The 13,143-nt window shown below is 46.3% G+C and carries 12 protein-coding genes; 3 read left to right on the forward strand and 9 right to left on the reverse strand.

Annotated features, from left to right (window positions below; all coding sequences use genetic code 11):
* Positions 1-9: 9 nt before the first annotated feature.
* The 9 genes from DWW90_RS18755 to DWW90_RS18795 all read right to left on the reverse strand — a co-directional run bounded on the left by DWW90_RS18755 (position 10) and on the right by DWW90_RS18795 (position 8,369).
* Entirely contained in the window at positions 10-1,365 is a 1,356-nt protein-coding gene (locus DWW90_RS18755) for a TolC family protein (RefSeq protein ID WP_122346077.1), read from the reverse strand.
* 175 nt (positions 1,366-1,540) lie between these two features.
* Positions 1,541-2,092: a chromate transporter gene (locus DWW90_RS18760; protein ID WP_115498334.1), complete on the reverse strand. Its 552-nt coding sequence runs from the start codon at positions 2,090-2,092 to the stop codon at positions 1,541-1,543.
* Between the two features lies 1 nt (position 2,093).
* Positions 2,094-2,624, reverse strand: a complete 531-nt coding sequence (locus DWW90_RS18765) for a chromate transporter (protein ID WP_122346078.1) — start codon at positions 2,622-2,624, stop codon at positions 2,094-2,096.
* A 1-nt stretch (position 2,625) separates the two neighbouring features.
* On the reverse strand, positions 2,626-2,916 hold the full coding sequence (locus DWW90_RS18770) for a helix-turn-helix domain-containing protein (RefSeq protein WP_115498336.1): 291 nt from the start codon (positions 2,914-2,916) through the stop codon (positions 2,626-2,628).
* A complete protein-coding gene (locus DWW90_RS18775) occupies positions 2,909-3,241 on the reverse strand; it encodes a type II toxin-antitoxin system RelE/ParE family toxin (protein ID WP_199662217.1) in 333 nt (110 codons plus the stop codon). Before DWW90_RS18775 ends, DWW90_RS18770 begins: the two co-directional genes overlap by 8 nt.
* Before the next feature lie 50 nt (positions 3,242-3,291).
* Positions 3,292-4,884 (reverse strand): S41 family peptidase, encoded by a 1,593-nt coding sequence (locus tag DWW90_RS18780; protein WP_122346079.1) that lies wholly within the window; start codon positions 4,882-4,884, stop codon positions 3,292-3,294.
* A 12-nt stretch (positions 4,885-4,896) separates the two neighbouring features.
* On the reverse strand, positions 4,897-5,358 hold the full coding sequence (gene coaD, locus DWW90_RS18785) for a pantetheine-phosphate adenylyltransferase (RefSeq protein ID WP_122331530.1): 462 nt from the start codon (positions 5,356-5,358) through the stop codon (positions 4,897-4,899).
* 14 nt (positions 5,359-5,372) lie between these two features.
* Positions 5,373-7,238, reverse strand: a complete 1,866-nt coding sequence (locus DWW90_RS18790; RefSeq protein WP_122346080.1) for a DNA topoisomerase IV subunit B — start codon at positions 7,236-7,238, stop codon at positions 5,373-5,375.
* A 3-nt stretch (positions 7,239-7,241) separates the two neighbouring features.
* Complete coding sequence (locus DWW90_RS18795) at positions 7,242-8,369, reverse strand: hypothetical protein (RefSeq protein WP_122331521.1); 1,128 nt, start codon at positions 8,367-8,369, stop codon at positions 7,242-7,244.
* 226 nt (positions 8,370-8,595) lie between these two features.
* On the opposite strand from DWW90_RS18795, the gene DWW90_RS18800 reads away from it, so the two are divergent.
* The 3 genes from DWW90_RS18800 to DWW90_RS18810 form a co-directional block, all read left to right on the forward strand.
* Complete coding sequence (locus DWW90_RS18800; protein WP_122346081.1) at positions 8,596-9,789, forward strand: ATP-binding protein; 1,194 nt, start codon at positions 8,596-8,598, stop codon at positions 9,787-9,789.
* Positions 9,790-10,532: 743 nt separating this feature from the next.
* Positions 10,533-11,846 (forward strand): UDP-glucose/GDP-mannose dehydrogenase family protein, encoded by a 1,314-nt coding sequence (locus tag DWW90_RS18805; protein ID WP_115498340.1) that lies wholly within the window; start codon positions 10,533-10,535, stop codon positions 11,844-11,846.
* Positions 11,843-13,143 (forward strand): RNA-binding domain-containing protein (locus DWW90_RS18810; protein WP_122346082.1); only part of this gene is annotated, 1,301 nt, incomplete at its 3' end. The genes DWW90_RS18805 and DWW90_RS18810, both read left to right, overlap by 4 nt.

Consider the following 13,143-nt stretch of genomic DNA (forward strand, 5'->3'; position numbering starts at 1 on the left):
TTTTATTCTTTAAAATAGATTGATCTCTTCTCCCTGGTAGAAGCGGAGCAGGCCGGCGTTCAATATAGCCGTATATTTGGCCTGAAGCGTTTCCTGTTGTGCACTTAGCAGGTTGTTCTTTTCGGTGAGCAGTTCGACGGTGTTTTTCATACCCACGTTAAACTGTTCGCTGACGAGCGAGTAGCTGGTTTCAGTGCTTTTCAGCTTCCGGGCAGCGGCTACGTATTGCTGTTGTGCGCTGTTAGCGCTTAACCAGAGGCTTTCGATCGTCTTATAGAGTGTCTTTTGCTTGTCAAGCAGGTCTAACTGGCTGGTCTGCCGTTGTAACTTGGCCTTGTTGATGGAGCTTTTTGTCTGTCGCTTGTCAAAGATGGGAATGCTTAGGGTCAGGCCTAACGAATTGTTCCAGTTCTGCTTGACCTGTTCGCTGAAGCTGAAGTCGCTTCCGTTGGCATTGGTCGTTCCGATGCCTGCGCTGAGGCTGAGGGTCGGAAGGTATCCGGCACGTGCCGTCTTGATGCTCAGATCGGAAGTCTCCACATTCAGCTTGCCGGATTCTATTTCGGGACGGAGGCTGAGAGCCGTGTGATAGACATCGTCTTTGGCAGGCAGCGGGATCAGCACGTTGCTGTCGTCTAACTGCGGCAGGTAGAGGGCCATTTCGAAGTCTCCGTCCAGTTCGAGAAGCTGTTTCAGTTGCAGCTTGTAGTCCTGCAGGGTAGCTTGCGAAGTGACTAACTGGTAATTGTCGTTGCTTACCTGCGCTTCCAGTTGGGCGAGGTCGCTCGAGGCGATGCTCCCGACGTTGAACAGTTCCTGGCCGCGTTCGTATTCCTTCCGGCTTACTTCCAGTGTCGATTCGTTCACCTTTACGGCTTCGGCGGAGTAGAGTATCTGCACATATAGTTGGGTGATGCTTTCTTCGATGGAGTTCTCGCTTTCGGAAACGTTGAGCTCGGCTATGCGGCTGTTCAGCTCTTGTTGCTTGATGGTGTTCAGGCGTTTGCTTCCGTTGTAGACCGTCCAGTTGGCATCGATGCCGTAGCTTCCGTTGTAGGAGGTCTTACTCTGGCTGGTGGTGATGTTGTCACCACTGATGATCGTGCCGCTTGCACTGTTCGGGCGGTTTACGACACGTTGGCTTATACTTCCGTTCAGGGAGGGGAGCAGATCAGCTTTCGCTGTCTTTACGTCTTCTTGCGTGCTTTCGACGCTGATGCGGTTACGCCGGATCGTGATGTTATGCTCCAATGCATAATCGATACAGTCGCTGAGCGTCCACTGCTTTGGCACGTCGTCCTCCGCTTTCATCCCGGCAGGCAGGAGAAGCAGGCAGGAGAGGAGTATGGATGATATTCGTTTCATAATGCTTTTGTTTTGCAACCTGACAATCTTTTTACCTTGTTTACGGAAGCAAAACTACAAAGCGGTGGAAACCTGTACAATCGGATTAGAAAAAGAGGAACTTTCCCTCGACAAAAAGGGAATTTCTATCGATGAAAGGTTTTAAATGATGATTTATCGGTGTTTTTGCTCGTATTTACCAATAGAGGGCAATCCCGGCGATACCTGCTAAAATAATCATCAGGATAGGGTTGATCTTGAACTTCCAGGTCAGGATAAAGGCTGCGCCGAATATCAGGAAGCTCTTATAGTCGATGAAGTTTTCGCTGTTCATCAGCAGCAAGGCTGCGGCCGCGATCAGGCCAACGGTGGCCGGGCGAAGTCCGTAGAAAGCGGCAGAGACATATTTATTATTCCGGAACTTGGCGAAGGCGTACGAGATAGCTAATACCAACAGGAAAGAAGGGAGGCAAACGGCGAAAGTCGTCAGGCAAGACCCTAAGATTGCCATTCCCGGTGAATAGCCGGCATTATGGATCGCCGTATATCCTATATAGGTCGCACTGTTGATCCCGATCGGGCCCGGTGTCATCTGCGAGATTGCCACGATATCCGTAAATTCTTGCGAGGAAATCCACCCGTAACGGTCTACCACGTCCGCCTGTATCAGGGAGAGCATGGCATAGCCACCGCCAAAGCCGAATATTCCGATTTTCAGATATACGTAAAACAGTTGCAACCAGATCATATCAGTCTTTCTTTATTTTCAGTCCGTAAATAAGTCCCCCTACAATGGCCGCCACGATAATCCATACCGGAGACAGTCCCCCTTTCCAAATCAGTAGCGCCGCCGCAATAGGAATAATCAGCTCTTTATAGCTCATCTTGATGGAGCGCGCCGTCGTCAGACAGGGCACGGCAATCAGTGCCACAACAGCCGGGCGCAGTCCTTTGAACGCTTTTTCCACCCATACATTGTCCTGTACGTGTGTAAAGAACAGCGCAATCGCTAATATAATAAAGAAGGAAGGGAGTATACTTCCTAAGGCGCAGACAACGCCTCCCGGCACTTTCTTCAGCTTATAACCGACAAAGATGGAGATGTTTACCGCAAATATCCCGGGCAGCGACTGGGCGACGGAGAAAAGATCGACAAAGTCTTCTTTCGAAAGCCACCCTTTATCCACCACCTCCCGTTGGATCAGGGGAAGCATCGCATATCCTCCCCCAATGGTAAAAGTCCCTATCTTTACAAATGTCAGAAATAGTGTCCAGTACATTTTATACAAATTGAATATCGAAGTTTATTTTACCCCCGAGAGCCTCAACTAATTGGACAATAGTGGAGATTGTCAGATTGCGCCCCTTCTCAATCCTGGAAATCTGTGTTTTATCTTTGCCTACCAACTCTGCAAGTTGGGCTTGTGTCATATTTTTACGGATACGCATTTCTTTTAACTTGGAAGCAATGATTTCTGCCTTCAATTCAGCTTCAAACTTATCCCGTTCGGTGGTCCCTTTTTTACCGATGAATTCGTTTAATAGTTCGCTATGTGATGTCAACTTATTCATTGTTGTTAAAATATTTTTTTCTTAACTCTTTTGCATGCTCCAATTCGGAGAGAGGTGTTTTACCGCTCTTCTTAATAAAACCATGTGTACAAACGACGACTGTTTCAGATGCAGAATCCCAAAATGCAAGTAGCCTATAATAAGTTTTGTTATATAGCGTCCTGAATTCCCATATATCTTCGTCCAGCTTTTTGAATAGCTCAATATCTCTAATATATTGTGTTTTGGATATATTGTATAAGATTTTCAATCTTGCTTTACTATCCAAAGAACGAAGAAAGGCTTCAGCCTCTTGCATATATATTACATCTTCATAGTATTTCATAATATCATGGTTTGTACAAAGATAAGGTTAATTGTTATATAATACAACTTTTATCGTCCCAACTCCTTTTCGTACCGCTGTTCGTCATTGATGAGGCGCAAGGCTTCCTGATAGCTTTCGTTGTCGTCGTTGATGACTTGGAAGTACTCGGCCATGTCATACAGGTCGCGGGCTATCAAAGCTTTGATCTGGAGCATGATCAGCGGTTTGGAACGGTTGTATTGTTCTTCGTTGAACTTGATCTTATTTTCTTTCGCCAATGAGATCAGTTCCTGCATCATCTCTTCCGTAACATTGAAGTTCTGCTTGTATTGGGCGAACTTCGGATATTTCTTGTTCAACTCGGCACGATGGCGGTCCAGGTAATTCATGGCGATGCGGTTCACCAGTCCGGCTGCCACCACACTGCGGTGATAATCGGTATAACGGGAAGTGTCGACCGGGATAAAGACATCCGGCATAATACCGCCGCCGCCGTAAACGATACGTTTTGTCACCAATGTGTTGTACTTCATCGAGTCGGGGAAATGGATACTATCCGCACTCATCAGCTCGCCCCGGTTATAACGGTCGATCAGGTCGTGGTTATACTGTTCCTGATTGCCGTTTACATACGGTTTCTGGATGGAACGGCCTGTCGGTGTATAATAACGGGCGACAGTCAGGCGGATCATCGAACCGTCAGGCATCGGGATCGGTTTCTGCACCAACCCTTTTCCAAACGTCCGGCGACCGAGAACTACGCCACGGTCCCAGTCCTGTATCGCTCCGGAAAGGATCTCACTGGCGGAAGCGGATGTTTCGTCCACCAATACGACCAAACGTCCTTCCTCGAAACCACCGCGGGCCGTCGACTTGGCTTCCTCACGCGGCTGTTTGTTCCCTTCGGTATACACGATCAGCTTATCTTTACCTAAAAACTCATCCGCCAGGTCGATGGCTATGTTCAGATAACCGCCGCCATTACCCTGCAGGTCGAGGATCAGGTTTTTCATTCCCTGCTTTTTCAGTTTCTCCAATGCTTCCTTAAATTCGTCGGCAGAAGAGGCCGCAAAACGGTTCAGCTTGATATATCCCGTAGTCTTATCCGCCATGTATGCGGCGTCTAAGCTGTACACGGGTATCTTTCCGCGAATGATTCTGAACTCGATCAGGTCCGGCACGCCATTGCGCAAAACCTTTACGCGGACTTCCGTATTTTTTGGACCGCGAAGACGTTTCATCACATCCGTATTCTTCATCTTGACACCGGCAATCAGCGTATCGTCTACCATGATGATACGGTCGCCTGCCATCAAGCCTACCTTTTCCGAAGGACCGCCGGGGATTACCTGGATCACATATAAGGTGTCCGTCAGCATATTGAACTGAATGCCGATCCCGTCGAAGTTACCCTGCAACGGCTCTGTCATCTCCTTTGTCTCTTCCGGGTCCGTATAGGTAGAGTGGGGGTCCAGTTTCTCCAACATGCCTACAATAGCATCTTCCACCAGTTTTGTTTCACTTGTAGAATCCACGTACAGATTGGAGATGGCATACAGAGCCAACTGAAGCTTGCGGGCATCCACGTTGTTACCACGTTGTGCCGACATCGAAGCAGCAAAAACACTCAATATAAGGAGTGGCAGGATAATTTTTTTCATTGTTCTAATTTATTAATAAAGGTTTGTCCCTTTCGGCACAAACTGGGAAATATCTTTGCCATACCGTAACAATTCCCGCACGATGCTGGAACTGATATGCGTATGTTCCGGTTCCGTAAAGAGAATGAACGTCTCGATACCGCTCAACTTCCGGTTTACGTCGGCAATACTCTTTTCATATTCGAAATCGTTCACCGTACGGATGCCGCGCAGGATAAACCCTGCCTGCATCTGTTGGGCGAAATCGACCGTCAGCGAATCGTACGACATGACCTGCACGCGCGGTTCATCCTTGTATAACTCACGGATCGCTTCCAACCGTTTCTCTAAGGAGAAATGAGTCTGTTTCGTGTCGTTGATACCGATGGAAATAATAATCTCATCCACCAGCTCGAGCCCGCGGCTTACCAACGACTCATGACCGATCGTAAACGGGTCGAACGTCCCGGGAAAAAGAGCAATTCGTTTTGCCATATTCTCTTTCATTTTCAATTAACCACGTCTTCTTCTACAACCAAATTGTCAATGATAAAGTTCTGTCGTTCCATGGTGTTCTTGCCCATATAGAATTCCAGCATATCTTTCACGAGGTCTTCCTTCTTCATCGTTACCGGATCCAGGCGGATATCCTTTCCGATAAAATGCTTGAACTCGTCCGGAGAAATCTCGCCGAGACCTTTGAATCGGGTGATCTCTGCATTCTTTCCTGCGGCGGCAATCGCATTCACGCGTTCCTCTTCACTGTAGCAATACCAGGTTTTCTGTTTATTGCGCACACGGAACAGCGGCGTTTGCAGGATATAGACATGATTCCGTTTGATCAGGTCCGGGAAGAACTGCAGGAAGAACGTGATCAGCAACAGGCGGATATGCATACCGTCCACATCGGCATCGGTCGCAATGATTACCTTATTATATCGTAAACCTTCCAACCCGTCCTCGATATTCAACGCCGCCTGAAGCAGGTTGAACTCTTCGTTCTCATAAACAATTTTCTTGGTCAGCCCATAGCTGTTAAGCGGTTTACCGCGAAGGCTGAATACCGCCTGTAAATTCGGATCGCGGCTCTTTGTGATCGAACCGCTTGCCGAGTCACCCTCGGTGATGAAGATGCAACTGTCTTCCAGGTTATCCCCTTTCGTGTCATTCAGGTGAATGCGGCAATCGCGCAGTTTCTTATTATGCAGATTCGCTTTCTTGGCACGTTCACGGGCCAGTTTCGTCACGCCGGCAATCGCTTTGCGTTCCTTTTCCGACTCCTGTATCTTGCGGAGCAAAGCGTCCGAAGTCTCTGCGTTCTTGTGCAGGTAGTTATCCAGTTCCTTCTTGATGAAATCCCCGATAAACTTACCGACCGAAGGACCCTCCGGTCCCATATCTTTTGATCCAAGCTTGGTCTTGGTCTGGCTTTCGAACACCGGCTCTTCCACCTTGATACTGATGGCGGCTACTACACCGGCACGGATATCCGAATATTCGAAATTCTTGTTGTAATATTCCTTTATCACACGCCCCAACGCTTCGCGGAAAGCCGAGAGGTGCGTACCGCCTTGTGTCGTATGCTGTCCGTTGACGAACGAGTAATATTCTTCCCCGTACTGGTTACTGTGCGTGATTACGACCTCTATGTCTTCCCCTTTCAGATGGATGATCGGGTATAAAGGCTCGGTCGTCATGTTCTCGTTCAGCAAGTCCACCAGACCGTTGCGGGAATGGAACTTCTTGCCGTTAAAGATGATTGTCAATCCGGAGTTCAGGAACACATAGTTCTTCAGCAGGCTCTCGATGTACTCGTCCTTGTACTGGTAATCCTTGAATATCTCCTTGTCCGGAATAAAATAAGTCAGTGTCCCGTTCGGCTCTTCCGTCGGGCAGATAGGAGCGTCTTCCGTCACGATCGCCTTGCTGTATTCCACCCGCTTGCATTCGCCGTCGCGGTGGCTGGTGATCAGGAAATAGCTGCTTAAGGCATTCACCGCCTTGATACCGACACCGTTCAGACCGACCGACTTCTTGAAAGCCTTGCTGTCGTATTTGGCTCCGGTATTCATCTTGCTGGAGACGTCGACCACCTTGCCTAACGGAACCCCGCGGCCATAGTCGCGTACGGAGACGGTGCCTTCTTCAACGGTCACTTCTATGGTTTTACCGTACCCCATCATGTATTCGTCGATGGAGTTGTCCAGCACCTCTTTCAGCAATACATAAATACCGTCATCGGCATAACTACCATCCCCTAACTTCCCGATATACATACCGGGGCGGCGACGGATATGTTCCATCCAGTCAAGCGTCTTGATGTCGTCATCATCGTACGCTGTCGGCTGTTGCATTGTTGAATTCAGTTCGTCCATAGATTATAATTGTTTTATAAAAGCTCTTCTTGTTTTATGATGTTCACGTTTAAAATAATCCCATTGTGCCTGTACCGCATTGTTTGTTTCCAACTCCGGATTACTTTCAGCGTAAACAGCTCCTACACTCTTATATACCGGGATCAGGTCGTTAAACAACAACGCGTTTACTCCCTTACTCTGGTACTCCGGCAAAACGCCGGTCAGATACAAATCGATTACTTTCGGCTTGCTTTTCAACGCCTTCAGCAGATAAATCCAACCGAAGGGGAAAAGATGCCCTTTCGCTTTCTGCATCGCCTTGGACAGGTTAGGCAGCGAAATACCGAAACCGACCACTACGTCATCTTCCTCGCGAACGATGAGCGTAACCAGGTCATACCGAAGCATCGGTATGTACGTGGCGAGATAAAAATCGATCTGTTTCTGAGTGAGCCGTGCAAACCCGTACAGAGGTGCATACGACTCGTTCAGGGTCTGAAATACTTTCTGCGCATAAGGCATGATCGCCTTGGCATTCTTGAACTTCATCACCTTCAGCCCGTACTTTTTCTTTACGATCTCTCCGATACGCAAATGTTTTTCCGGCACTCCCTCCGGAATATATATCTTGAACTCGTGCCAATCCTGATCTTTCGTATATCCCATACGCTCCATCTGTTTCGGATAGTACGGATAATTATAGATCGTCGCCATTGTCCCGAGCTGATCAAATCCTTCTATCAGCATCCCTTCGTGGTCCATATCCGTGAATCCCATCGGCCCGTGTATCTCATTCATGCCTTGTTCACGCGCCCATTTCTCGACAGCGTTGAATAAAGCATCGACCACCTCCACGTCGTCGATAAAATCGACAAACCCGAAACGGGCTCTCTTCTGGTTCCATGTTTCATTACTCCGGCGATTAACCATCCCCGCAATACGTCCCACAACTTTTCCGTCTTTGTAAGCCAGAAAATAGATTGCATCACACACTTCGAACGCAGGATTCTTCTTTTTATCCAACGTCACCATCTCTTCTTCTATTAGTCCTGGCACATGATACGGGTTGCCTTTGTATAATTCGATATTGAATTTTACGAATTTCTTCAGTTCCTTCTTACTGGTAACTTCTCTAATTTCTACGCCCATCAGTCATTTAGTTTGAACGGCAAATTTACACAATTAATTCATTTTAGACGTTAGTTGGTGATAAGAAATTGTTTAGGGGGTGGTTTGTGCGGGGTGGAGAAAGGCTTGTCGTGCTTATAAAAGCAGGGTTTGTATTTAAAAGTGTTCCGTGAAAAGTACAGTTTTGCCTAAAACTGTACTTTATATAGAACGATTTTGCTTATATTTGTACAATGAAAAGAACAATATGGAAACATTAATCAGTATTTATCAGCAGTTGATAGCTGCTACGCAAACAGATTTCGTACGCTATCTCTATAAAGAAATCGATTGGGATCTCCGGCTCATAGGTATAACAGGGGCACGGGGAACAGGAAAAACTACGCTCCTTTTGCAGCATATAAAACTGGATATAAGGGACAAGAGCAAGGCTTTGTTTGTCAGTTTGGATCATGTCTGGTTCACAACCCATACAGTAGTCGATCTGGCCCGTCAGTTCCATTCCTACGGTGGTCAGTATTTATTTCTGGATGAGGTGCATCGTTATCCCGATTGGGCTCGTGAAATTAAAAATATTTATGACAGTTATCCGGATCTGCATATTGTTTTTACAGGATCGTCTATCCTTGAAATATATAAATCGAATGCGGATTTAAGTCGACGGGCGATCAGTTACCACCTGCATGGATTGTCTTTTCGCGAATATCTTGCTTTTGAAAAGGTTTTGAACGTGCCGCCCGTTTCTTTGGATGAAATACTGTCCCGGCATCAGGATATCTGTATGGATATCGTTGGGAAAGTCAAGATATTACCCTGTTTTAAGGATTATCTGAAGAATGGATACTATCCGTTTTACAAAGAGGGCTTGAAAGTCTATCCGATCCGGATCCAGAACGTGATAAATACTATATTGGACGGGGACTTGCCGGCTGTAGAGAAAATAGATTATTCCTCCGTGATGAAGATGAAGAAGCTGTTGGGCATCGTTTCTTCTTTGGTCCCGTTTACACCTAACATGACAAAATTAAGTTCGGAGTTAGGTATCAATCGGACTTCTTTAAGTAACTATTTCTCTTATCTTCATAAAGCCGGTTTGCTTATTTTGTTGCATCCGGATGCGAACGGAATGAGCTTGTTGAATAAACCGGATAAGATCTATTTAAATAACAGTAATATCCTGTATGCTTTAGGTGGCTCTTCCACTAATGAAGGAAATGTTCGTGAAACATTTTTTGTCAATCAGCTGATGGCCGTACATCCAATATCCTCCTCTTTACAAACTGATTTTTTAGTCGGAAAAAAATATTCGTTTGAAATAGGAGGAAACGGGAAAGGATTTCGGCAAATCAAAGACCTTCCCGATTCCTATATAGCATCTGATGATATAGAAACAGGCTTTGGAAATAAAATCCCGTTGTGGTTGTTTGGCTTTCTGTATTGAAAGAGATAAATTGAGAAATTACAATAACCCCCTTTTCCCGGCATTTTTCTATTTCATCTGAAATCTTGATCGGTTTTGAACTGACTTTTTTCACTGTTTTAGCCTGTTCTGCTGACAACAGATAAAATGAGGTGCGCAGCCCATTCCAAAAAACGTGCAAATTGATTACCGGAAACCGGGAACACCGACAAAGTGATAAAGCTTAACTCCCGGAGAATCGAATATTTGAAAATAAAACGGACGGCGTTCCGAATATCTCGAGGAAATTCAGGTGCTTTTTTGCCCTTAAGACGGTCCTCTTTTCAATTACGACCGTCCAAATCGCCATTACGACCGTGCTAATCTTCGCGAGGTGCCGAGTGCACTACACATTAGCACGGTCGTAATGGCAAAGAGGACGGTCATAATTGCTGGAAACACTCAAAAAAGGCGAAAAAGTCCCTTTTTGAGGTCGAAAAAACGGATTAACATTTGTTTTGTTTCGGACGTCATTCGGACCGGAAAAATGCGTTTTATACAATAACCCCCTTTTGGGACAACGGATAATTATCCCGAACTATAATTTGTACGCTTAACGTGGAATATGTCAATTTGTACAAAAACTAAATTTTAAGGTGTACAATGGTTCCAATTTCTTATCTTTGTGGCGTTTTCGTCATTCCCCATATGGGAGTGACGAACCTTTGTGTGCCCGAAACCCTGTTGGAGGCACGTAATCGTAACTTTTATTTGATTATAAAATCATGAAAATAGCTATAGTGGGGACAGGTTATGTGGGACTTGTCACCGGTACATGTTTCGCAGAAATGGGAACCGAAGTTTTCTGCGTCGACGTAAATGCCGAAAAGATCACAAACCTGAAGCAAGGTATCATTCCTATCTACGAGCCTGGTCTTGAAGAGATGGTTCACCGTAACCAGCAAGCCGGCCGTCTCCATTTCACAACCGATTTGACGGAATGCCTGAACGAGGTCGAAGTCCTCTTCAGTGCCGTAGGTACTCCTCCCGACGAAGATGGCAGTGCCGACTTGAAGTATGTGCTGGAAGTAGCCCGTACCGTCGGTCGCAACATGACAAAACATCTCCTGGTCGTGACGAAGAGCACCGTTCCGGTAGGTACGGCCCGCAAGGTTCGTGAAGCGATCCAGGAGGAATTGGATAAGCGGGGATTACAGATTGAATTTGATGTCGCTTCCAATCCCGAATTTCTGAAAGAAGGTGCGGCTATTAAGGATTTTATGAGTCCTGACCGTGTGGTTGTCGGTGTTGAATCCGAACGTGCAGAAGAGTTGATGACTCGTCTGTACCGTCCTTTCCTGTTGAATAATTTCCGTGTGATTTTCATGGATGTCCCTTCCGCCGAGATGACGAAGTATGCGGCTAATGCTATGTTGGCTACCCGTATCAGCTTTATGAACGATATTGCGAATTTGTGCGAGATCGTCGGGGCGGATGTGAATATGGTACGTAAGGGGATTGGCTCGGATGCCCGTATCGGCAACCGTTTCCTGTATGCCGGTATCGGCTATGGCGGCTCCTGTTTCCCGAAAGATATAAAGGCGTTGATTAAAACGGCTAAATCGAATGGTTACTGTATGCGTATCCTGGAAGCTGTTGAAGAAGTCAACGAAGAACAGAAATCGATTCTGTTCCGTAAGCTGAATGATTATTTCAAAGGCGATCTGAAAGGAAAACGCGTAGCTATCTGGGGTTTGGCCTTTAAGCCGGAAACGGATGATATGCGCGAAGCCCCATCCTTAGTTTTAATTGATAAACTGTTGGCTTCCGGTTGTGAAGTCTATGTCTATGATCCTGTCTCGATGGAAGAAACCCGCCGTCGTTTAGGTGATACGATCCATTATGCAAAAGATATTTATGATGCCGTAGTGGATGCCGATGCCCTCCTGCTTGTCACGGAATGGAAAGAGTTCCGTATGCCTTCCTGGTCGGCTGTCAAGAAGTTGATGGCTACGCCGCTGATATTGGATGGAAGGAATATCTATGATGTGAAGGAGCTGGAGGAGAATGGGTTTGTTTATCATTGCGTAGGGCGATGACAGAAGGCGAAATCTTGCAATTGATCCGTCAGGGAGAAAGTTTTCGGCTGGAAGCGAAGAAGGCCGAAAAAGAGGTTCCTGCATCTGTATGGGAAAGTTATTCCGCTTTCTGCAATACGGATGGAGGTATCATATTGCTTGGCGTGTCGGAAGATAAGAAAAATAAAGAGCTTTATGTTTCCGGCGTTGAGGACAGTGGCAAGATTATCCAATCTTTCTGGAACCAGATTAATAATAAACAGAAAGTGAGCGATAACCTGCTTTTCAATCGCCAGGTTTATGCTCTTTCTATTGAAGATAAAGACGTTGTAATTATTGAAGTTCCTCGTGCAGACCGTCATTATAAACCCGTTTTTATTAATGACAATCTGTTTGCCGGTACATACCGGAGGAATGCCGATGGTGATTATCATTGCCAACGCGAAGAAGTAAAAGCGATGCTTCGCGACCAGGCGGATATTACTTTAGATAGCACAATAATAGAAAATGTCGATTGGCAGGAACTGGATAAAGATACGATTTATCGTTTCAGGATGCGTTTTCGTAATCTGAAACCCGAACATGTCTGGAATACTTTGGATGATGTCGAGTTTCTATTGAAAGTCGGTGCGCTTAAACGTAGTAGTGACGCTCCTGAAGTTCATCCGACTTTAGCCGGTATTCTGATGTTTGGTACGGAAATGCTGATCACCAACGAATATCCGAATTATTTTCTGGACTATCGGGAGATCGAAGACGGGAACCGTTATACGGACCGTGTCTTTTCTGCTTCCGGTGATTGGTCGGGTAACCTTTTTGATTTTTATTTCAGGATTATCGATCGTTTGACATCCGGATTGAAAGTACCCTTTCAATTGCGTAACGGATTAGACCGTATTGATGACACGCCTGCTCACGGTGCAGTGCGCGAAGCCTTGGCAAATGCGTTGATCCATGCCGACTACCATGGCAGAAGAGGTGTTGTCATCGAAAAACATAAAGACCGGCTGGTGATTTCCAATCCGGGAGCTTTGCGCATCACGATGGACGAAGCTCTTGAAGGCGGCATCAGTGATCCCCGCAATGCGAGTGTATTCAAGATGTTTGTTTTGGTAAATGTGGGTGAGCGTATTGGTAGTGGTTTGCAAAACTTGCGTTATGTCTGGGAGCAAATGGGATTAGAAATCCCTGTTTTGCGAGAGTCTTTTTCTCCTGATCGGATGCGATTGGATATTGTTTTATGGAATGGAGATAATATCGGTGGAGAAGGAGTGGATATCCTGGAACTTACCCCCCCAGCCACCCCCCCAGTCACCCC

The sequence above is a fragment of the Parabacteroides sp. AF17-28 genome (genome assembly GCF_003479205.1).
Taxonomy (GTDB): domain Bacteria; phylum Bacteroidota; class Bacteroidia; order Bacteroidales; family Tannerellaceae; genus Parabacteroides; species Parabacteroides acidifaciens.

Excerpts from the sequence above, each read along its gene's own strand:
- DWW90_RS18790 (WP_122346080.1), bottom strand. The coding sequence starts at position 7,238 with ATGGACGAACTGAATTCAACAATGCAACAGCCGACAGCGTACGATGAT.
- coaD (WP_122331530.1), bottom strand. The coding sequence starts at position 5,358 with ATGGCAAAACGAATTGCTCTTTTTCCCGGGACGTTCGACCCGTTTACG.
- DWW90_RS18760 (WP_115498334.1), bottom strand. The coding sequence starts at position 2,092 with ATGATCTGGTTGCAACTGTTTTACGTATATCTGAAAATCGGAATATTC.
- DWW90_RS18795 (WP_122331521.1), bottom strand. The coding sequence starts at position 8,369 with ATGGGCGTAGAAATTAGAGAAGTTACCAGTAAGAAGGAACTGAAGAAA.
- DWW90_RS18805 (WP_115498340.1), top strand. The coding sequence starts at position 10,533 with ATGAAAATAGCTATAGTGGGGACAGGTTATGTGGGACTTGTCACCGGT.
- DWW90_RS18800 (WP_122346081.1), top strand. The coding sequence starts at position 8,596 with ATGGAAACATTAATCAGTATTTATCAGCAGTTGATAGCTGCTACGCAA.
- DWW90_RS18780 (WP_122346079.1), bottom strand. The coding sequence starts at position 4,884 with ATGAAAAAAATTATCCTGCCACTCCTTATATTGAGTGTTTTTGCTGCT.
- DWW90_RS18765 (WP_122346078.1), bottom strand. The coding sequence starts at position 2,624 with ATGTACTGGACACTATTTCTGACATTTGTAAAGATAGGGACTTTTACC.
- DWW90_RS18775 (WP_199662217.1), bottom strand. The coding sequence starts at position 3,241 with ATGAAATACTATGAAGATGTAATATATATGCAAGAGGCTGAAGCCTTT.
- DWW90_RS18770 (WP_115498336.1), bottom strand. The coding sequence starts at position 2,916 with ATGAATAAGTTGACATCACATAGCGAACTATTAAACGAATTCATCGGT.
- DWW90_RS18755 (WP_122346077.1), bottom strand. The coding sequence starts at position 1,365 with ATGAAACGAATATCATCCATACTCCTCTCCTGCCTGCTTCTCCTGCCT.